Below are 19,817 nucleotides of genomic sequence, written 5' to 3'. Positions count from 1 at the left end.
CTCTTGTCGCCGCCGGCCGACGTGCCCCGGCGGGTCATCAGTAGGCCCCCTGGCCGCCGAACACGGCGCGGAAGGTCTTCCACAAGATCAACGCGTCGAGGGCGAGCGACCACTCCTCGACGTACCGCAGGTCGAGCCGCACAGACTCCTCCCACGACAGGTCGCTGCGCCCGGACACCTGCCACAACCCGGTCAGGCCCGGCTTGACCAGCAGCCGGCGGCGCATGTCGGGGCCGTACCTCGCGCTCTCCTCCGGCAACGGCGGTCGCGGTCCGACCAGCGACATCGAGCCGCCGAGGACGTTGAACAGCTGCGGCAGCTCGTCCAGCGAGTACCGCCGGAGGAACCGGCCGACCGCGGTCACCCGGGGGTCGCGCCGCATCTTGAACAGCACGCCCGCGCCCTCGTTCACCGCCTGGAGCCGCGCCCGCAGCGCGTCGGCGTTGGTGACCATGGTGCGGAACTTCAGGATGGTGAACGGCACGCCGTCCTTGCCGACCCGGCGCTGCCGGTAGAGCACCGGGCCGCGGGTGTCGACCATGATCGCCACCGCGACGGCCAGCAGCACCGGGCTCAGCAGGCCGACGAGCAGCAACGAGCCGATCTTGTCCACCGCGGTCTTGACCACGCGGCGGAAGCCGGTGAACGACGGTTCGCTCACCCGCAGCAACGGCATCCCCAGCACACCGGTCACGTGCAGCCGCGGCCCGGCGAAGTCCATGAGGGCGGGCGCGACGACCATCTCGGTGCCGGTGCCCTCCAGGTCCCAGGCGAGCTGCTGGAGCCGGCGCGGCGTCCAGTAGGCGTCGGCCGTGACCGCGACGATCCGGTACCCGCCGCGCCGGACCTGCTCCCCCAGCTCCCCGAACCGGCCGACCACCGGCACGCCCTCCAGCTCCACGCCGATCTCGGCGCGGCCGTCCACCGTGCACACCGCGTCCACGCGCCAGCCGAGGTGCGGCGCGCGACGGGTGCGCTTGATCAGGTCGGTGACGGTGTCGAGGTTCCCCGCCGCGAGCACCGGCAGCAGGCAACGCCCCTCGCCCCGGGCCCGGTGCAGCGGGCGGCGCAGCAGGTAGCGGACCGGGAACGCGACCAGCGCGATGGCCGGCCCCACCACGAACACCCAGAGCCGGGCGCCGGGCAACCCGGCCGCGAGCGCCCCCAACCCGAGCGCCACCACGGACCCGAACACACCGCGCCCGAGCCGCCGGAACTCCTCCGCGCCCTGCCCCAGCACCGCCGGGTTCCACACCCGGTTGAGGAACAACGACCCGACGACCACCACGACGGTGATCGCCTCCAGCACGAAGTACGGCAGCGGCGCGAACGACACGTGCCCCGGCAGGAAGAACCCGGCGAGCACCACGACCGCGACCGTGCACAGCACGTCGGCGGCGATCACGCCGTAGCGGTAGGCGGGTTCCCAGCTCCCGACGGTGGGGCTGGTCGTGCGATGGGTGGTGCCGACCGCCGCGACCGGTCTGCGTCGCGTTGGCTGGACCTGCTCGCTCATCGTGGAACTCCCCCGGGTTGGGCCGGTTCGGACGTGCACGTTCGCAGGGCATCCCCGACGGACCCGCGTGGTGTACGACAGATTTGCGGCCGGTGATTTCTCACCCGGCCAAACCGTCATTCGTCCCGCCCGCTTCGCGCGTTACACGGACAGTGAAGTTCGTCCGCCGGCCATTCCTCGCCCCACCACCCGGCGGACACTCAACAGGGCAACCAGGTGACTTCGGGTTACCGCGACCAGCCCGGAAAGCCCTTCCCCCGACGGCCGTCCACTGTGGTCCACGCACTCGTGGCCAGGTCCATCGAATCTGGGACAACTTCCGTTACAGCCGGTTTTCGACGCGGGTCGAAACACGTGCGGAATACCGCCGGAAAAGCCCCCGCCCCGACCGCACCGTGGCGGCCAGCGATCACCCATTCACAGAGTGCCAGCATCTATTCGGCGCAACGCCAGGACCACCCGGACCGCCGGGACTCCGACATTTACCGCCCGGCGTGATCCCCACCACTTTCGCCCCCCACAATGCCCCCGAACCACCCGTGTCGGACATCACCCACCACCGCACGCACCCGTGCGGCCACCCGCTGCCTCCAACCCGACCCGCACGGGCAAACCTGCCCTCCCCCACGCCCGCCCCTACCGACACCCGCCGGCCGCCCCACGTCCGGGCACGCCTGCCCGAACAGGGTTCCGTGTCATCCCGCCGACCTGGCGCAGCCCTACCGCGCGTGTCAAGGGGGCACTTCCAGCCCTACCCGCACCTTGCGCTGGAACGGCCCCCTTGACGCGTGCGGTAGCCCTCGTGGAGGTCGGCGGGATGACACGAAACCCGACCAACGACGCAACCGGGGCTTCACCACCCACCCCGTCATCCTGCTGATCTGCCCGTCCGGCGAGGACGCTCTTGATCTTTTGCCCCCACACCCATCCCCACCCACACCCACACCCCCACCCCCACCCCCACACCGGCCGACGCTAACGACCGGTAACCACACGCGCCTTCTCGTCACCAACCGCGACCACGTCCCCGTCGTGCAACTGCGCGCCCCGCCGGCTCTCCAGCCGGCCGTTCACCGTCACCTCATCGGACTCGACCAGCTCACGGGCGTGCGCGCCGTTGTCCGCCAAGCCCGCCAGCTTGAGGAACTGGCCCAACCTGATCATGTCGTCGGAGATGCCGACCTCGCGGATGCGCATCGTCCCATCATCCTCCTCGTCACCCGGACGGACCTACTCGCGTGGCGGTTAACGAGGATTGCACGAGGTCGAAACACGCCCGACATCACCCGGACCCGGTTCCGTCTACGGTTCCCGGAATGTGAGCACAGGCAGCTCAGACCCGGAGCCGACCGGCGGCGAGCGCAGACGCCGCCGGTCCCTGCGCGGGGAGGTCGGCACGACGGGTGCCCGCTTCGGATCCCCCGCGCTGCGCCGCAGCCTCGAGGACGAGCCTACGGCGGTGCCGAAGACGCCCCGACGGCGGAGGTCGTCCCGCAACGAGTCGCGCGGCGAGGTCGGCGCGACGGGTGCCCGGTTCGGCTCGGCGGCCCTGCGCCGCAGCCTGGAGGAGCAGCCGGACGACCTGCTGGAGGAGACCGCGCCGTTCGACCGCGACCTCCACTTCGAGCCGCCGCCGATGCCGGTCGTCCCCGTCCGCGACCGCGAACCCGACCCGGAGCCGGCCGTGGAGTTCTCCGGCCCGCTGGTCCGCCCCTACGCGTGGACGGGCGGCCGCACGGCGTCCGACTACGACCTGCGGCTCGAGACGTTGATCTCCCTGGAGGAGAGCGGCATCGCGGTCGCCATGCGCGACACCACCGCCGAGCAGCGCTCGATCGTCGAGCTGTGCGCCACCTACCCCCGGTCGGTCGCCGAGGTGTCGGCCCTGCTGGCCGTGCCGCTGGGCGTGGCCCGGGTCGTGCTGGGCGACCTCATCTCCATGGGCGTCATCGCGGTGCACGACAACGCCACCGCCCCCACCGGCCCGGACCTGTCCCTGCTGGAACGGGTCCTAGTCGGCCTGCGCAACCTCTGAACCCGACGCACCGCCCGAACCCGACGTGCCGTCCGAACCCGACGCACCCGCCGAACCCGACGCGCCCCCCACACCCGACGTGACCTCCGAACCCGACGTGACCTCCGAACCCGACGTCACCTCCGCCCGCAACCGCCCGAACACCTCCGCCAACTCCGCCAACCGGTAGTGCGCGTTGAGCCCGCTCGGATTCGGCAACACCCACAGCCGCGACGGCCCGATGGCCTCCTCCTGCGGACCGATCACCGCCGCCTTGCGCCCGAACGCCGCCCGGTACGCCGTCACCCCCACGACCGCCACCACCTCCGGCCGGTACCGCCGCGCCACCCGGGTCAACCTCGCCCCGCCCTCGCGCAGCTCCTCGGGCGTCAGCTCGTCCGCCCGCGCCGTCGGCCGCGCGACCAGGTTCGTGATCCCCAGCCCGTACCGGAGCAGCTCCTCCTGCTCGGCCGGCGCCAGCAACCGGGGCGTGAACCCGGACAGGTGCAGCGCCGGCCAGAACCGGTTGCCCGGCCGGGCGAAGTGCTGCCCCTTCGCCGCCGACATCAGGCCGGGGTTGATCCCGCAGAACAGCACCCGCAGCCCCGGCCCGACCACGTCCGGCAGGACCCCGCTCATCCGACCACCACCGGGACGCCGTCCACGACCAACCGCCAGTCGACCCGGTGGAACGAGGCCGGGTCCAGCTCGCCGCGCTCCCGCACCCAGTCGATGATGAGCTGCCGGATCTCCGCCTGCCGGTCGTGCAGCACCGGCGCGGTCGAGACGTGCGGGAAGTTGCCGCCGCCCGACTGCCGGTAGTTGTTCACCGCCACGGCGAACGCCTGCTCCGCCGCCACCGGCACGCCGTCGTAGGCGAGCCCGGTGATCCGCTGCCCGACCGGACGGGCGAGGTCGATGTCGTAGGTCAGCGGCGCGTCGAGGCCGGCCGCGACGTCGTAGAGGTAGTCGGGGACGTCGTCGGCGTTGGTCACCGCGTCCGGCGGGTGGGGTCCAGGGGTCGTCACCGCCTTGAAGTACCCCGCCGACCGCTCCAGGTAGTCCTTGAGCTGCGCCCCGGTCAGCCGCACGCCGACCAGCGTGTTGTCGTAGACGTACAACCCCGCCACATCCCGCACCGACACGTCGCCCGCCGGGATCGCCGCCGCCTTGGTGAACGGCGACGCCAGCGACAACACCGGCAGTTCTCCGCCCTCCCCCGCCAACCCGGCCCGCAACGCCTCGCCCTGCACCCGGTTGACGAAGTCGAGCACCGCGGTGTCCTCGTACCGGGCCGTCGCCGCCGACATCGCGGCCTTCGACGTGCCGATCCGGGAGTTGACGTAGGCCACGACCTCCTCGTGGTCGGCGCGCAGCCGCCGCACGACCACCGGGTCCTCGGGCACGGTGTTGGTGTTGAGCACCTGCGCGCGGGACGCCTCGGCCCGCCACCCGCGCCCCGCCGTCCACACCAGGTCGAACTCCATCAGGCTCAGCCGCTTGCCCCAGAACAGCGGCTCGGTGAGCAGCACCCGCGCGCCGGTGGCCTCGTTGGTCACGTGCCGCTGCGCGATCTCGGCGTGCGCGTGGCCGACCAGGATCGCGTCGATGCCGGGCACCTGCTCGGCGACCAGCGCCGAGCAGTTCTCCGGGAACGGCAGCAGGTCGCCCAACGACGACGACAGGTCCGCGCCGGAGTGCGCCGCGACCACCACCAGGTCCGCGCCCGCCGCCCGCACCCGCGGCACCCACTTCCGGGCCTGCTCCAGCACACCGGGGAACGTCATCCGGCCGTCCACGTGCGCCTTGTCCCAGATGGCGATGCCGGGGTTGGTCAGGCCGAGGATGCCCACGCGCAGCGGGGCCGTGCCGGTGCGCCACACGGTCTTGACCACGTACGGGCGGAACGCGGGCTCGCCGGAGGCCGCGTCGATCGCGTTCGCGGCGAGCAGCGGGAAGTCGAGCTGCTTCTCGAACGCCCGCAGCAGGGGGATGCCGTAGTTGAACTCGTGGTTGCCGAGCGCGGCGGCGTCGTAGCCCAGCTCGTTCATCGCCACGGCCATCGGGTGCACGCGGCGGCGGCCGATCGGTTCCACCTTGGCGTAGTAGTAGGCCAGCGGGGTGCCCTGGATCGTGTCGCCGGCGTCGATGAGCAGGGTCCGGTGCGCGCCGCGCTCCTGCCGGACCGCCTTCACCAGCGTGGACAGCTTCGCCAGCCCGATGTCGTCGTGCGCCGGGTCGTCGTACTCCCGGTCGGCGTAGTAGTCCCAGTTGAAGACGTTGCCGTGCAGGTCCGTGGTGCCGAGGACGGTGAGGGTGAACCGCCGCCCGCCGGCCCGGTCGTCCGGGGTTGCCCGGACCCGGTCGTCCGCGGCGCGGGCCGGGTCGTCCGGGGTCGCACGGGCCGTCGGGCGGAACCCGGCGGCGGCGAGCACGGCCGCGCCGCCGCCCGCGAGCAGGGTCCGGCGAGGAGATCGGGTCATGGGCCGACGGTAACGAGTGATCGTCGGCTACGCGGTCGGCTTTTCCCCGTCCTCCCGCTTCGCCCGCCGGCTCAGCGCCACGCCGACCGCGATGCCGGCCACCGCCAGGACCGCCACCACCAGGACCCAGACCCACAGGGGCACGCCGCCGTCGTCGTCCGGACCGGAGGTCGCGGCCGGTGCGGACGTGCCGGTGGCCACGGCGGTGATCGTGGCCGCGGTGGCGGTGACCGAGGTGGTCGCCGGCGCCGGCGGGTTCGCCGAGGTCGCCGCCGGCGGGGCGGAGGTGGCGGCGGGCGGGGGCGCGGTCACGGTGAACGCGAACGTGCCCTTGACGAAGTCGCCGTCCAGCGACTCGACCGACCACGACACCGTGTGCGGCCCGGCCGGCGTCGTGCTCTCGAGCAGCGGCACGGTGAGCGTCGCGCCCTGGGCCGTGACCTCGCCCGTCGGCCAGGCGCTGCCGTCGGCGGCCGTGACCGCGACCGTGGCGCTCTCGGCGGGCACCGGTTCGGTGAACGTCAGCGTGAGCCGAACCGGCCGCTGCGGCAGCGACGCGCCGCTCGCCGGGTCGCTCGACAGCAGTTCGGTGTGCGCGGACGCCGGGGGCGCCACGCCGAGCAGGACCAGGGTCGCGAGCAGTGCCGAGAGCGCCAGTCGGGTCATACCGGATAGTTCTACCGGGTCGGCGGGGTGTCCTGCTGCCCGTCACCCGGCTCGTCCGGCGACCGCTGCCCGTCACCCGGCTCGTCCGGCGACCGCTGCCCGCCGCCGGGCGGCTGCCCGTCGAGCCGCTTCTGCTGCGGCCCGCCCCGCATGACGTCGCCCTTCATGATGCTGTCCGCGGTCGACCCGCCGTCGGCCTCCTCGGACGCGACCACGGTCACCACGTCGCCCCGCTCGATGTCGTCCACGTCGCCTTGGCCGCCGTTGACCTGCGTGTCCCCGTCGATCCGGTACGTGGCGCTGAACCCGTCGGTGCTCTTGACCGTGATGGACGAGCCGTCGACCTCGGTCACCTCGCCGTTCTGGAACTCGCCGTGCTGCGTGTCGCCGAACGGCCCGCCCACGATCATCAACCCGGGGCCGCCGCGCATGCCGTACCCGCCCGGCCCGCGCATGCCCTGGGCCGCGTCCGAGTTGCTCGCGGCGTAGATGACACCCCCGCCGACGGCGGCGATGCCGACCGCGATCGCGACCGCGACGAGCGTCTTGCGGCCGTTCCAGCCCGGTCCCGCGGCGGCGGCCTGCGGCGGCGGGTCTTCACCCCACGTCGGGTGCTGCTCGGTTTCGGTAGTCATGGCGACCACGGTCGCGGCCCAGCCTGTGAGCCGGCTGTGCGGCCCTTGGGCACGGCCTGTGCGTGCGTCACGCGCCGGACGACCTCACAGCCGGTACACAGGATCGGCACAGGTCCGGCTCATGTGCCTGACCCAGGATGGCAGCATGCGACCGGTGCCCGCTTCGAGGACCTCCCCTGAACTCCGCCGCCCGGACGGCAGCCCGGTGCGCGTGCTGGTGGTGGACGACGAGTCCACCCTGGCCGAGCTGATGTCCATGGCGCTGCGGATGGAGCGCTGGGACGTCCGCACCGCGCTGGACGGCGCGTCCGCCGTCCGGACCGCCCGCGAGTTCCGCCCGGACGTGGTGGTGCTGGACGTGATGCTGCCCGACTTCGACGGGCTGGAGGTGCTGCGCCGGATGCGGGCGGACGTGCCCGCGCTGCCGGTGCTGTTCCTCACCGCCAAGGACGCGGTCGAGGACCGGATCGCCGGGCTCACCGCCGGTGGCGACGACTACGTGACCAAGCCGTTCAGCCTGGAGGAGGTCGTGCTGCGGCTGCGCGGCCTGTTGCGCCGCACCGGCGTGACCGAGGCGGGCGCGGGCACCGAGCTGGTGGTCGGCGACCTGGTGCTGGACGAGGAGACGCGCGAGGTCCGGCGCGGCGGCACGTCGATCGACCTCACCGCGACGGAGTTCGAGCTGCTGCGGTTCCTCATGCGCAACCCCAAGCGGGTGCTGTCGAAGGCGCAGATCCTGGACCGGGTGTGGAGCTACGACTTCGGCGGGCAGGCCAACATCGTCGAGCTGTACATCTCGTACCTGCGCAAGAAGATCGACGTCGGTCGAGCACCCATGATCCACACGATGCGGGGCGCGGGCTATGTCCTCAAACCCGCGTCCTGAGCCCCCGAACCCCCGTCCCGAGCCCCCGAACACCCATCCCGAGCCCCCGAACCCGCGCCCCGAGCCCCCGAACCCACGTTCCGAGCCCTCGAACCCGCGTCCCCAGACCTCAATCCCGCGTCCCGGGCACTCGAACCCGCGCCCCGAGCGCCCGTCGGGGGCCCGGAACTGGCCGCTGCGGACCAAGCTCGTCGCCGCCCAGGTGGTCCTGCTGGCCGTGGTGTGCGCGATCATCGGCGTGGCGACCGGCTTCGCGCTGCGCGACACCCTGGTCGCGAGGCTGGACGACGACCTGGTCGACGCCGCCGCGAAGGTGGGGCGCGACGTGCCGCCGCCGATGCCGGGCGGGTTCGCCAACCCGCTGGACGGACCGGGGTTCGGGCCCGGCACGCTGGTGCTGATCAAGCACGACGACGGCGGCACCAACGCCGAGCGGATCATCCCGGGCACCGGCGACCGGATGAGGCTGTCGACCGACGTGACCCGGCTGGCCGAGGCCGTGCCCGCGGACGGCCGGCCGCGCACGGTGTGGCTGGGCGACGAGCTGGACGACTACCGGATGCTCGCGACCACCACGCCGTTCGGCGCGAAGGTGATCACCGGCCTGCCGATGGCCGACGTCGAGGCCACGGTGGCGCGGATGGGGTGGATCGTCGGCGGCGTGGCGCTGGCCGGGCTGGTCGCGGTGAGCCTGGCCGGCGCGCTGATCGTGCGCCGGACGCTGCGCCCGCTGGAGCGGGTGGCCGCGACCGCGAGCCGGGTCGCCGAGCTGCCGCTGCACGAGGGCGAGGTGGCGCTGGCCGAACGGGTGCCCGACGAGTACGCCGACCCCGACACCGAGGTGGGCCGGGTCGGCCTCGCGCTGAACCGGATGATCGGGCACGTCGGCAACGCGCTGGCGGCCCGGCACGCCAACGAGACGCGGGTCCGGCAGTTCGTCGCCGACGCGAGCCACGAGCTGCGCACCCCCCTGGCCGCGATCCGGGGCTACGCCGAGCTGACCCGCCGCACGTCCGACGACGTGCCGCCGCGGATCGGGCACGCCATGCGGCGGGTCGAGTCCGAGGCGGTGCGGATGACGTCGTTGGTGGAGGACCTTTTGCTGCTGGCCCGGCTGGACGCCGGCCGTCCCCTGGCGCGCGAGCCGGTCGACCTGTCGCGGTTGGTGGTGGACACGGTGAGCGACGCCCGGATCGCCGGGCCGGACCACGAGTGGCGGCTGGAGCTGCCGCCGGAGGCGGTGCAGGTGACCGGTGACGCGGACAAGCTGCACCAGGTGCTGGCGAACCTGCTGTCCAACGCCCGCACGCACACCCCGCCCGGCACCACGGTCACCACCACGCTGTCCACCGTGGAGGACGGGGTGCGCGTGTCCGTGAGCGACGACGGCCCCGGCATCCCGGCCGGGTTGCAGGCCGAGGTGTTCGAGCGGTTCAGCCGGGGCGACACGTCGCGGTCGCGGGCGGCGGGGAGCACCGGCCTGGGCCTGTCCATCGTGGCCGCCGTGGTGGCCTCGCACGACGGGTCCGTGCGGCTGGCGAGCCGTCCGGGCCGCACCACGTTCACCGTCCGCCTGCCGCGCCGCCTCACCGCCGCCTGACCCCTGCATCCCTCACCGCCGGCCGACCACCACCCAACCGCCCACACCCCTCACCACCGCCCGACCACGAACACCCCCTCACCACCGCCCGACCGACCACACCCTCCTCACCGACCCGGGCGTGATCACGCACAGCCGGCTCACAGCCGCGCCACAAGGACCGCCCAGCATCCGCCGACACGCTCGACCCCATGCGAGCGCGACTACCCCTGTTGCTGTTGTCGGCCGGGACGGCGGTGCTGTACCTGTGGCGGTTGGGCGACTCCGGTTGGGCCAACGCCTACTACTCCGCCGCCGCCCAGGCCGGCGCGGAGAGCTGGCACGCCTGGTTCTTCGGGGCCACCGACCCGGCCGGCTCCATCACCATCGACAAGACACCCGCGGCGACCTGGGTCATGGGGCTGTCCGCCCGGCTGTTCGGCGTCAACGCCTGGAGCATCCTGGTGCCGCAGGCGCTCATGGGCGTGGCGAGCGTCGCCCTGCTGCACGCCACCGTCAAGCGCACGGCCGGCGAGGCCGCCGGCCTGATCGCGGGCGCGGTGCTGGCGCTGACGCCGGTGGCGGTGCTGATGTTCCGGTTCAACAACCCCGACGCGCTGATGGTGCTGCTGCTCGTGGCCGGCGCGTACGGCACGGTCCGGGCCACCGAGGCGGCGTCGGTGCGGTGGCTGGTGCTCGCCGGCGCGGCGGTCGGGTTCGCGTTCCTGGCCAAGATGCTCCAGGCGTTCCTGGTGCTGCCCGCGTTCGGGCTGGTGTACCTGGCATTCGCGCCCGCCGCGTGGTCGCGGAAGGTGTGGCACCTGGGCGCGGCGCTGGGGGCGGTGGTCGTCGCGGGCGGCTGGTGGGTGCTCGCGGTGGAGCTGGCGCCCGCCGGGTCGCGCCCCCACATCGGCGGGTCGCAGTCGGACAGCGTGCTGGAGCTGGCGCTGGGCTACAACGGGCTCGGCCGATTGACCGGCGAGGAGATCGGCAGCGTCGGCGGTGGCGGCTGGGGGTCGGCCGGGTGGAGCCGGCTGCTGGGCGCGGAGATGGGCAGCCAGATCGCCTGGCTGCTGCCGACCGCGCTGGTGCTGACGGCCGCCGGCTGGTGGGCGGCACGCCGCGCCGAACGGGTCGGCCTCGCGCTGTGGGGCGGCTGGCTCGTGGTCACCGCCGCGGTGTTCAGCTACATGAACGGCATCATCCACGCCTACTACACGGTGGCGCTCGCACCGGCCATCGGCGCGCTGATCGGCATCGGCGCGGTCGCGTTGTGGCGCAGGCGGCACGAGCCCGTCGCGGCGGCGGCCCTGTCCGGCGCGTTGGCCGTGACCGCGCTCCAGTGCTACCTGCTCCTGCTCGACTGGTCCACCGCGCTGGCCGTGGCCGTGCTGCTCCTGGGCCTGGTCGGCGCGGTGGGGCTGTTCCTGGCCGCCACCGTGCCCGCCGCCGCCGTGGTGCCGGTCGCGGTCGTCGCGGCGCTGCTCGGGCCGGGCGCGTACTCCGTGGCCACCGCCGCGACACCGCACTCCGGCGCGATCCCCAGCGCCGGACCGGCGTGGGGCGGCCGTCCCGGCGGGCTGGTGCTCACGGGTCCGGGCGGCGCCGCGAACAACGTCGTCCGCGCCGGCGGGATGGGCGGCCTGCTCAACGCGCCCACACCCGGCGAGGAGCTGGTGGCGCTGCTGCGCGACAGCGAGGGCTTCACCTGGGCGGCGGCGGCCGTCGGCTCGAACAACGCGGCGGGCTACCAGCTCGGCAGCGGCGCGCCGGTCATGGCCGTCGGCGGGTTCAACGGCACCGATCCCGCGCCGACGCCGGCCGAGTTCCAGGAGCTGGTCCGGAGTGGACGGATCCACTACTTCCTCGGCGGCGCGCTGATGCCCGCCGAGACGGGCAGCGACGCGGCGCAGCGGATCGCCGAGTGGGTCTCGGACACGTTCCCGGAGCGAACCGTGGACGGCGTGGACGTCTACGACCTCACAGCGGGCGCACAGCGATGACACACGAGCCGCCCAGCCACGCCCCCGAGGGTGAGGCCATGACCACGCTCACGACGACCACGGTGCTCGACGTGGTGGTACCCGTGCACAACGAGGAGCGCGACCTCGCGCCCTGCGTGCGCGCGCTGCACGCCGACCTGACCCGCACCTTCCCCTACCCGTTCCGGATCACCATCGCGAACAACGCCAGCACGGACGGCACGCGCGCGGTCGCCGACGCGCTGACCCGCGAGCTGCCCGGCGTCACCGCGGTGCACCTGGCCGAGAAGGGGCGCGGCCGGGCGCTGAAAGCGGTGTGGGGCGCGTCGGACGCCGCCGTGCTGGCGTACATGGACGTCGACCTGTCCACCGACCTGGCCGCGCTCGCGCCGCTGGTGGCGTCGTTGACCTCCGGCCACTCCGACCTCGCGATCGGCAGCCGGCTGGCCCGCGGCGCGCGGGTCGTGCGCGGGCCGAAGCGCGAGTTCATCTCCCGCTGCTACAACCTGATCCTGCACGGCGCGCTCGCGACCCGGTTCACCGACGCGCAGTGCGGGTTCAAGGCGATCCGGGCCGACGTCGCCCGGCGGCTGCTGCCGCACGTCGAGGACACCGGCTGGTTCTTCGACACCGAGCTGCTGGTGCTCGCCGAGCGGGCCGGCGCGCGGATCCACGAGGTGCCGGTGGACTGGGTGGACGACCCGGACAGCCGGGTGGACATCGTCTCGACCGCCGTGGCGGACCTCAAGGGCGTCGCCCGGGTCGCGCGCGGGCTGGTGACGGGGCGCATCCCGGTCGGCGAGCTGCGGGCCCAGCTCGGGCGGGAACCGCTGGAGCCGCGCACGCCGGGCGTGCCCGCCGGGCTGTTCCGGCAGCTCGTCCGGTTCGCCGCCGTCGGCGTGATCAGCACGCTCGCCTACCTGCTGCTGTTCGTGTCGTTGCGCGGCGGGCTGGGCGCGCAGGGCGCGAACCTGGTGGCGCTGCTGGCCACCGCGATCGCCAACACCGCGGCCAACCGGCGGTTCACGTTCGGCGTGCGGGGCCGGCGCGGCGCGGGCCGCCACCAGTTCGAGGGCCTGCTGGTCTTCGGCCTGGGTCTCGCGCTGACCAGCGGCTCGCTCGCGCTGCTGCACCTGGTCGCCGCGCCCGGCGGCCCGGCCGAGCTGGTCGCGGTCGTCGGGGCCAACCTGCTCGCCACCGTGCTGCGCTTCCTGTTGCTGCGCAACTGGGTCTTCCGGCCGCGCCGCGCCGCGGAGGCCACCTCATGACCACCTCGCCGACCCTGGGGACCCCTTCCATGACGACCGCAACGCCGACGGCGTCCGCGCCCACCGCGGCCGCACCACCGTCGGGCCGGAACCGGACCACGCCCGCGCTGGTCGTGCTGCTCGTCGGCACGGCCGTGCTGTACCTGTGGAACCTCACCGCGTCCGGTTGGGGCAACGGCTACTACGCCGCCGCCACCCAGGCCGGCGCGCAGAGCTGGACCGCGTGGCTGTTCGGCGGGCTCGACGCCGGCGGGGTGATCACGGTCGACAAGCCGCCCGCCGCGCTGTGGGTGAGCGGGCTGTTCGCGCGGGTCTTCGGGTTCTCGAGCTGGACCGTGCTCGCGCCGCAGGCCGTCGAGGGCGTGCTGGCCGTCTGGCTGCTGTACGCCACGGTGAAGCGCACGTCCGGCGCGGTGGCCGGGCTGCTGGCGGGCGCGGCGCTCGCGGTGACGCCGGTCGCCGTGCTGATGTTCCGGTTCAACCTGCCGGACGCGTTGCTGGTGCTGTTGATGGTCGCCGGCGCGTACTGCACCGTGCGGGCGCTGGAGCGGGCGTCCGCGCGGTGGCTCGCGCTGGCGGGCGTGGCGATCGGGTTCGCGTTCCTCGCCAAGATGGGGCAGGCGCTGCTGGTGCTGCCCGCGTTCGCCGCCGCCTACCTCCTGGCCGCGCCGACGTCGCTGCCCAGGCGGCTGCTGCACCTGCTCGGCGCGGGCCTCGCGGTGGTGGTGTCCGCCGGGTGGTTCATCGCGCTGGTCGAGCTGTGGCCGAAGGAGTCCCGCCCGTACATCGGCGGGTCGGCGAACGACTCGTTGTGGGAGCTGGCCATGGGCTACAACGGCCTCGGCCGGATCTTCGGCGGCGGGCGCGGCGCCGTCGCGGGCGGCGGCAACGCGAACATCGGCTTCGGCGGCGAGACCGGCCCGGGCCGGTTGTTCGGCGCGAGCATGGGCGGCGAGATCTCGTGGCTGCTGGCCGCCGCGCTCGTCGGGGCGGTGGCGGGGCTGTGGTTCACTCGCAAGCTGCCGCGCACCGACCGCACCCGCGCCGCGCTGGTCCTGTGGCTGCTGTGGGTGCTCGGCAACGGCGTCGTGTTCAGCTTCATGACCGGGATCACGCACCCCTACTACACCGTCGCCGTCGCGCCGGGCGTCGCCGCGCTCGTCGGCATCGCCGGCCGGGAGCTGTGGCGGGGCCGCCGGCACCTGCCGGCGCGCGTGGCGCTGGCGGCGATGGTGGCCGCCGCCGGGTTCTGGGGTTTCGCGCTGCTCCAGCGGTTCGGCGACTGGCTGCCCGCGCTGCGCTGGGTGGTGGCGGCGCTGACCGTGCTGGTGGCCACGGCGATCGTGATGGGCGTGCGCCGGGTGGCCGCGCTCGCGCTGGTCACGTCCGTGCTGCCCACCGCGGCCTTCGGCGTGGCGACCGCCGCCACGCCGCACGCCGGTTCCATCCCGATGTCCGGCCCCGCCTCGTACGCGGGTGACGGCGGGATGGGCGGCGGGCCGATGGGCGCGGTGACGTCCGACGAGCTGGTCGGGCTGCTCAGGGCCACCACCGGCACGTGGGCGGCGGCGACGGTGAGCGCGCAGGGCGCGGCCGAGCTGTCGCTGGCCTCGGGCAGGGCGGTGATCGGGATCGGCGGCTGGAGCGGCGGCGACCCCGCGCCCACGCTGGAGGAGTTCCGGCAGTACGTGGGGGACGGCCGGGTCGGCTACTTCGTCACCGGCGGCATGGGCGGGGGCATGCGCGGCGAGGACGCGATCGGCGAGTGGGTCGCGGCCAACTACCAGGCCCGGACGATCGACGGGTGGACCGTCTACCGGCTCGGCTGACGGTCACGGGGCGGTGGTCGGCACGGCCACCGCCTCCGTCCCGGCGGGGTCCACGACGCACGACGGGGGCGGCTCCGGGTGGCCCGCCCACGAGCGGTACATCACGGCGGCCGCGTAGGGGACCAGGTCGCGGCCCCGCCGCCACAGCCACGGGATCCCCTTCACCACCAACCAGCCGACGTGGTGCAGCGGCGTCACCTTCAGGCCGCCCGTGCAGACCGGCGACACCCGCCCCGGCACCTCGCAGCCGCCCTGCGCCAACCGCGCCGCGAACGCCGCCGCCAGCCGCCGGTGCCCGGACTCCGAGGGGTGCAGCCGGTCCACCGCCCACGTCTCCGGGGCGTAGGCGCCGTCCAACAGGTCCAGGTCGACGCACTGCACGCCGTGCCGCCGCACGACCGCGTCGATGACGCCGTTCAGCTCGGCGATCCGCGCCCGCAGCGCCCGCCGCAACGCGCCCGGCAGCCGGAACACCCGGCTGTGGTCGTGGAACCGCACCGTGACGACGACGGCCCCGGCCGACACCAGCGCCCCCACGACCGCGTCCAGGTCGGCGTGCAGCCGCCGGGCGTCGAAGTCCGAGCGCAGCGTGTCGTTCATGCCCACCAGCAGCACGGCCGCGTCGGGCCGGGCGGCCAGGGCCCGGGGCAGCTGCCCGTGCCGCACCGACGTCACCCGCGCGCCGGTGACGGAGACGTTCAGGTACCGCGCGTGCGGCATCGCCGCCGCGAGCAGCGGGCCGACGCCCCGCCACCCACCGGGCACGGGATCGCCCACGCCCACCGTCGTCGAGTCCCCCAGGACCACCAGGCTGTGCACCGTCTTGGCCACACCGAAGACCATCGCGCAGCCACGTGACGCCCCGGGGACGAACAGCGGAACGCTACCGGAATGCCGGGTACAGCGGCAGTTCCGCGGCCCGCGCGCCGTACCGGGCCACCAGCGCGGAGATCACGTCCTCGGCGTGCGCGGCGACGTGCTTCGCGCCCAGCGCCACGGCGTCCGCCCGCAGCCGCACCCACCGCGCGGTCAGCACGACCACGCGCGGCGGCGAGTCCAGCGGCCGGTGGCCGGACGGCAGCGCCGAGTCCAACCCCGGCAGCCCCCGCCACGTGCCCAGCCACACCCACAGCAGCTGCGCCTCCAGCAGCCGGGGCAGGAACACCGCGTCGTCGTCCAGGTCCGGCCACACCGAGGACACCTCGGCCCGCCACGCCGCGATCATCGCCTCCGACATGCCCGCCGGCAGCCCGTAGGCGCACCAGCACGACGGGAACGGCACCCGCAGGCACGCCGCGTCGAACACGATGTCGCGCACGCACCCGCCCTCGAAGTCGAGGAACCGGACGCCCTTGCTGGTCACGAGGTGGTTGTCCGGGCACGACGTGGACGGGCTGAACGCCCGCCGGCGGGACGTGACGAACCCGCGGACGGCCTGGTCGGCGAACGCGCGCACGGACTCGGGCGTGTCCACTTCCAACGTTTCAACCAGCAGGTCCGGCAGACCGGCCAGCGCGGTGTGCACGTCGACCACGATCGGGTCGGCGCAGCACTGGCTGCCCTGGCGGCGCATCAGCGCGTCGAAGTCCGCGTCGCGCCCGGCCGTGGTCGCGTGCAACCGGCCCATGGCGTGCGCCCACGACAGCAGACCCCGTTCGGCGGCCCGCGCGTCGGAGCCCAGCAGCTTCTCCGCGAGCCGCGGGGCCTTGCCCAGGTCCTCCAGCACGACCAGCCGCTTGGCGTTGTCCTGCGCGACCAGCTCGGGGGTGAGGCGCTCCTCGGACGGCAGCGCGGTGAGCAGCTTGTGGCTCACCGCCTCGTGCGCGAACGGGTCGCGGTCGGCCACCGGCGACGGGTAGCGCTTGACCACCAGCGTGCGCGGCAGCGAGAACGGCGTGTGGGCCACCCGGACGCGCGCGACCACCGACCGGCCCGCGCCCCCGAGGTCCTCGGGGTCGGCCAGTCGCACCGGCGCGCCGAACCTGCTGCTCAACACCGACTGGGCCGCCGCCACCGCCTCGTCCAGCTCGGAGGGGGCGGCGTCGTCGATGTCCTGCGGGCCGGCGGTGATCTCCACGCTCATCCCCTCCGACCCTACTCCCGGTGCGCACCGTCCTGACAGAAGCCGTCCGGGCACCGTGACGGTAGTGCTCACGGACCCACCGGGTAACACCTTTTGTCGAAATCGACGCGCGGTCAACCGCCGGCCAGCGGTCGACCGAGGTCACGGGGCTGCCCGCGGCGGTTGCGCAACGCCAGGACCAGCGACGCGGCCGCCACGACGCCGACCAGGTTCACCGCCAGTTGTGCAATCGACTGGAGGCATATGTCCCACTGGCCGAGAACGGCGGCGACCGCGGCGTAGCCGGCGGCGGGCACCGTGGTGACCGAAATGAACACCCCGACGAGCGCCGCGGACTTGGCCGACGTCATCGACAGCATCCCGGCCGCGCCCGCGAGCAGCGCCACGATCAACGAGAACGGCCCGACCTCGAAGACGAAGTCCAGCTCGTGCCCGGCCAGCGCGAGGTCGGGGTCGAACAGGCCGGTGCGCGACCCGAGCCAGGCGCCCAGCGCGGTGACCACCATCGCGGCGGGGAACCCGGCGGCCAGCGCGAGGACCGCCCGCCGCACCAGGTCCCAGCGCCGCAGCACCAGGCCCACCGAGATGGCCGCGAGCGGGCCGAACTCCGGGCCGACGACCATCGCGCCGACCAGCGTGACCGGCGAGTCGGTGACCACGGCCACCGCCGTGAGCAGGCACGCGATGGTCAGGAACGCCAGGAACGTGACGTTGAGCCGGGACTCCTCGCCGGTGCGGGCCAGCAGCTCCTCCCACACCACCGCGTCCGCGCCGTCGCCGGGCGCGGCCTCCTCGGCGCGGTCGGCGGCGTCGGACAGGGCGGTGTCGACCTGCACCAGCGTGACGCCGCCGTCCCGGTCCACGCCGAGGTCGCACAGGGAGGCCACCACGGCGTCGGTGGCCTCCCGGGCGACGTCGGCCTCGACCACGTCACCCGGCGGGTCGACGGCCGCGCCGCGCAACAGCACGACGTGCGTCACGCCGGGGTGCCGCGCCAGCGCGGCCAGCACCGCCTCGGTGCGCTCCGCCGGGCAGAGCGCCCGCAAGTGCAGCACGGTGGCGGCGACGCGTCAGCGGGCCGTCTTGTCGGGCGCGGGCTTGAAGTCCACGCCCGCCTCCTTGCGCTGCTGGGCGGTGATCGGCGCGGGCGCGGCGGTCAGCGGGTCGTAGCCGCCGCCGCTCTTCGGGAACGCGATCACCTCGCGGATCGAGTCGTACCCGCCGAGCAGCATGGCGATCCGGTCCCAGCCGAACGCGATGCCGCCGTGCGGCGGCGCGCCGTACTTGAAGGCGTCGAGCAGGAAGCCGAACTTTTCCTGCGCCTCCTCGGGCGTGATGCCCATGACCTGGAACGCGCGCTGCTGCACGTCGGCGCGGTGGATACGGATCGAGCCGCCGCCGATCTCGTTGCCGTTGCAGACGATGTCGTAGGCGTAGGCCAGGGCGTTGCCCGGGTCCTCCTCGAACCGGTCGATCCAGTCCGGCGTCGGCGAGGTGAACGCGTGGTGCAGCGCGGTCCACTTGCCGCTGCCGACCGCGACGTCGTCGCCGATCTTGTCGACCGCCTCGAACATCGGGAAGTCCACGACCCACACGAACGACCAGGCGTTGGGGTCGATGAGGCCGACCCGGTGCGCGATCTCCACCCGGGCCGCGCCGAGCAGCGCCCGCGCGCCGTCCGGGTCGCCCGCGCCGAAGAACACGCAGTCGCCGGGGTTCGCGCCGACGGCCTTGGCGAGGCCGTCGCGCTCGGCGTCGGAGAGGTTCTTGGCGACCGGGCCGCCGAGCGTGCCGTCGTCCTGGACCAGCACGTACGCCAGGCCCTTCGCGCCGCGCTGCTTGGCCCACTCCTGCCACGCGTCGAGCGTGCGGCGGGGCTGCGACGCGCCGCCCGGCATGACGACCGCGCCCACGTAGGGGGCCTGGAACACCCGGAAGGGGGTGTCCTTGAAGTACTCGGTCAGCTCGGTCAGCTCCAGGTCGAAGCGCAGGTCCGGCTTGTCCGTGCCGTACTTGGCCATCGCCTCGGCGTAGGAGATGCGGCGGAACGGCCGCGGGATGTCGTGGTCGGCCAGCTCCCGCCACAGCGCGGAGATGATCTTCTCGCCGAGGGCGATCACGTCGTCCTGCTCGACGAAGCTCATCTCGATGTCGAGCTGGGTGAACTCGGGCTGCCGGTCGGCGCGGAAGTCCTCGTCGCGGTAGCAGCGGGCGATCTGGTAGTACCGCTCCAGGCCGCCGACCATCAGCAACTGCTTGAACAGCTGCGGCGACTGGGGCAGCGCGTACCAGGAGCCGGGGCGCAGGCGGGCGGGCACCAGGAAGTCGCGCGCGCCCTCCGGCGTGGAGCGGGTCAGGGTCGGGGTCTCGACCTCGACGAAGTCCTCGGCGTGCAGCACCTCGCGGGCGATCCGGTTGGCCTCGCTGCGCAGCCGCATGGCCTTGGCCGGGCCGGTGCGGCGCAGGTCGAGGTAGCGGTGCTTGAGGCGGGCCTCCTCGCCGACCTCCAGGTGCTCGTCGAGCTGGAACGGCAGCGGCGCGGACTCGTTGAGCACCTCGAACTCGCTCGCGTAGACCTCGATCTCGCCCGTGGGCAGGTCGGGGTTCTCGCTGCCCTCGGGGCGGCGGGTCACCTCGCCGACGACCTTGAGCACGAACTCCGAGCGCAGCCGGTGCGCGCGTTCGGCCATCTCGCCCTCGCGGAAGACGACCTGCGCCACGCCGGAGGCGTCCCGGAAGTCGATGAAGATCACGCCACCGTGATCGCGCCTGCGGGCCACCCACCCGGTCAGGGTGACGGACTGCCCGGCGTGCTCGGCGCGGAGCTTCCCGGCCTCGTGCGTGCGCATCACGGGAACTGCTCTCCTCGGTGTTTC

15 protein-coding genes and 1 pseudogene are annotated in these 19,817 nt (G+C 73.9%); 6 read left to right on the top strand and 10 right to left on the bottom strand.

Going from position 1 to position 19,817, the window contains the following annotated elements; translation table 11 throughout:
• Window positions 1-37: 37 nt before the first annotated feature.
• The gene (locus tag ACWEFJ_RS22165) at window positions 38-1,516 is read right to left on the bottom strand and encodes a sugar transferase (RefSeq protein WP_449714877.1); all 1,479 of its coding nucleotides are present in this window, start codon (window positions 1,514-1,516) and stop codon (window positions 38-40) included.
• Window positions 1,517-2,491: 975 nt separating this feature from the next.
• Window positions 2,492-2,713 (bottom strand): RNA-binding S4 domain-containing protein, encoded by a 222-nt coding sequence (locus ACWEFJ_RS22160; protein ID WP_449714876.1) that lies wholly within the window; start codon window positions 2,711-2,713, stop codon window positions 2,492-2,494.
• Between the two features lie 121 nt (window positions 2,714-2,834).
• Between ACWEFJ_RS22160 and ACWEFJ_RS22155 the strand changes: the two genes are divergently transcribed.
• Window positions 2,835-3,551 carry a DUF742 domain-containing protein gene (locus ACWEFJ_RS22155; RefSeq protein ID WP_449714875.1) on the top strand — a complete coding sequence of 239 codons (717 nt, stop codon included), beginning with the start codon at window positions 2,835-2,837 and terminating at the stop codon, window positions 3,549-3,551.
• A gap of 111 nt (window positions 3,552-3,662) precedes the next feature.
• Here the strand turns inward: ACWEFJ_RS22155 and mug are convergent.
• The 4 genes and pseudogenes from mug to ACWEFJ_RS22135 all read right to left on the bottom strand — a co-directional run.
• A pseudogene (mug, locus tag ACWEFJ_RS22150) lies at window positions 3,663-4,169 on the bottom strand (G/U mismatch-specific DNA glycosylase); the annotation flags it as partial.
• Window positions 4,166-6,013: a bifunctional metallophosphatase/5'-nucleotidase gene (locus ACWEFJ_RS22145; RefSeq protein WP_378094867.1), complete on the bottom strand. Its 1,848-nt coding sequence runs from the start codon at window positions 6,011-6,013 to the stop codon at window positions 4,166-4,168. The gene ACWEFJ_RS22145 and the pseudogene mug, both read right to left, overlap by 4 nt.
• A 27-nt stretch (window positions 6,014-6,040) precedes the next feature.
• Window positions 6,041-6,679, bottom strand: a complete 639-nt coding sequence (locus ACWEFJ_RS22140) for a copper resistance CopC family protein (RefSeq protein WP_378094865.1) — start codon at window positions 6,677-6,679, stop codon at window positions 6,041-6,043.
• 11 nt (window positions 6,680-6,690) lie between these two features.
• Window positions 6,691-7,314, bottom strand: a complete 624-nt coding sequence (locus ACWEFJ_RS22135) for a hypothetical protein (RefSeq protein WP_449714874.1) — start codon at window positions 7,312-7,314, stop codon at window positions 6,691-6,693.
• A 145-nt stretch (window positions 7,315-7,459) separates the two neighbouring features.
• On the opposite strand from ACWEFJ_RS22135, the gene ACWEFJ_RS22130 reads away from it, so the two are divergent.
• The 5 genes from ACWEFJ_RS22130 (at window position 7,460) to ACWEFJ_RS22110 (ending at window position 14,858) form a co-directional block, all read left to right on the top strand.
• Window positions 7,460-8,200, top strand: coding sequence for a response regulator transcription factor (locus tag ACWEFJ_RS22130; protein ID WP_378094861.1), 741 nt, complete (start codon window positions 7,460-7,462; stop codon window positions 8,198-8,200).
• A gap of 202 nt (window positions 8,201-8,402) precedes the next feature.
• Window positions 8,403-9,800, top strand: a complete 1,398-nt coding sequence (locus tag ACWEFJ_RS22125; protein ID WP_378094859.1) for a sensor histidine kinase — start codon at window positions 8,403-8,405, stop codon at window positions 9,798-9,800.
• Window positions 9,801-9,991: 191 nt separating this feature from the next.
• Window positions 9,992-11,782: an ArnT family glycosyltransferase gene (locus ACWEFJ_RS22120; RefSeq protein ID WP_449714873.1), complete on the top strand. Its 1,791-nt coding sequence runs from the start codon at window positions 9,992-9,994 to the stop codon at window positions 11,780-11,782.
• Between the two features lie 38 nt (window positions 11,783-11,820).
• Window positions 11,821-13,029 (top strand): glycosyltransferase, encoded by a 1,209-nt coding sequence (locus tag ACWEFJ_RS22115; RefSeq protein ID WP_378094855.1) that lies wholly within the window; start codon window positions 11,821-11,823, stop codon window positions 13,027-13,029.
• 29 nt (window positions 13,030-13,058) lie between these two features.
• Window positions 13,059-14,858 carry an ArnT family glycosyltransferase gene (locus ACWEFJ_RS22110; protein ID WP_449714872.1) on the top strand — a complete coding sequence of 600 codons (1,800 nt, stop codon included), beginning with the start codon at window positions 13,059-13,061 and terminating at the stop codon, window positions 14,856-14,858.
• Window positions 14,859-14,861: 3 nt separating this feature from the next.
• Here ACWEFJ_RS22110 and ACWEFJ_RS22105 read toward each other — a convergent pair whose 3' ends face one another.
• From ACWEFJ_RS22105 to aspS, 4 genes are all read right to left on the bottom strand, one after another.
• Window positions 14,862-15,689 carry an SGNH/GDSL hydrolase family protein gene (locus ACWEFJ_RS22105; RefSeq protein ID WP_449714871.1) on the bottom strand — a complete coding sequence of 276 codons (828 nt, stop codon included), beginning with the start codon at window positions 15,687-15,689 and terminating at the stop codon, window positions 14,862-14,864.
• Window positions 15,690-15,741: 52 nt separating this feature from the next.
• Window positions 15,742-16,941, bottom strand: a complete 1,200-nt coding sequence (locus tag ACWEFJ_RS22100; RefSeq protein WP_378094849.1) for a hypothetical protein — start codon at window positions 16,939-16,941, stop codon at window positions 15,742-15,744.
• Window positions 16,942-17,054: 113 nt separating this feature from the next.
• Window positions 17,055-17,996, bottom strand: coding sequence for a DUF389 domain-containing protein (locus tag ACWEFJ_RS22095; protein ID WP_449714870.1), 942 nt, complete (start codon window positions 17,994-17,996; stop codon window positions 17,055-17,057).
• A 15-nt stretch (window positions 17,997-18,011) separates the two neighbouring features.
• Complete coding sequence (aspS, locus tag ACWEFJ_RS22090; protein ID WP_449714869.1) at window positions 18,012-19,793, bottom strand: aspartate--tRNA ligase; 1,782 nt, start codon at window positions 19,791-19,793, stop codon at window positions 18,012-18,014.
• Window positions 19,794-19,817: the final 24 nt, after the last annotated feature.

The sequence above is a fragment of the Actinosynnema sp. NPDC004786 genome, assembly GCF_053601135.1.
This window is presented reverse-complemented; position numbering and strand designations above follow the sequence as displayed.

Bases quoted from the DNA above. Each gene is read 5' to 3' on its own strand.
- ACWEFJ_RS22165 (WP_449714877.1), bottom strand. From the start codon at position 1,516: ATGAGCGAGCAGGTCCAGCCAACGCGACGCAGACCGGTCGCGGCGGTC.
- ACWEFJ_RS22160 (WP_449714876.1), bottom strand. From the start codon at position 2,713: ATGCGCATCCGCGAGGTCGGCATCTCCGACGACATGATCAGGTTGGGC.
- ACWEFJ_RS22145 (WP_378094867.1), bottom strand. From the start codon at position 6,013: ATGACCCGATCTCCTCGCCGGACCCTGCTCGCGGGCGGCGGCGCGGCC.
- ACWEFJ_RS22140 (WP_378094865.1), bottom strand. From the start codon at position 6,679: ATGACCCGACTGGCGCTCTCGGCACTGCTCGCGACCCTGGTCCTGCTC.
- ACWEFJ_RS22135 (WP_449714874.1), bottom strand. From the start codon at position 7,314: ATGACTACCGAAACCGAGCAGCACCCGACGTGGGGTGAAGACCCGCCG.
- ACWEFJ_RS22130 (WP_378094861.1), top strand. From the start codon at position 7,460: ATGCGACCGGTGCCCGCTTCGAGGACCTCCCCTGAACTCCGCCGCCCG.
- ACWEFJ_RS22120 (WP_449714873.1), top strand. From the start codon at position 9,992: ATGCGAGCGCGACTACCCCTGTTGCTGTTGTCGGCCGGGACGGCGGTG.
- ACWEFJ_RS22115 (WP_378094855.1), top strand. From the start codon at position 11,821: ATGACCACGCTCACGACGACCACGGTGCTCGACGTGGTGGTACCCGTG.
- ACWEFJ_RS22110 (WP_449714872.1), top strand. From the start codon at position 13,059: ATGACGACCGCAACGCCGACGGCGTCCGCGCCCACCGCGGCCGCACCA.
- ACWEFJ_RS22100 (WP_378094849.1), bottom strand. From the start codon at position 16,941: ATGAGCGTGGAGATCACCGCCGGCCCGCAGGACATCGACGACGCCGCC.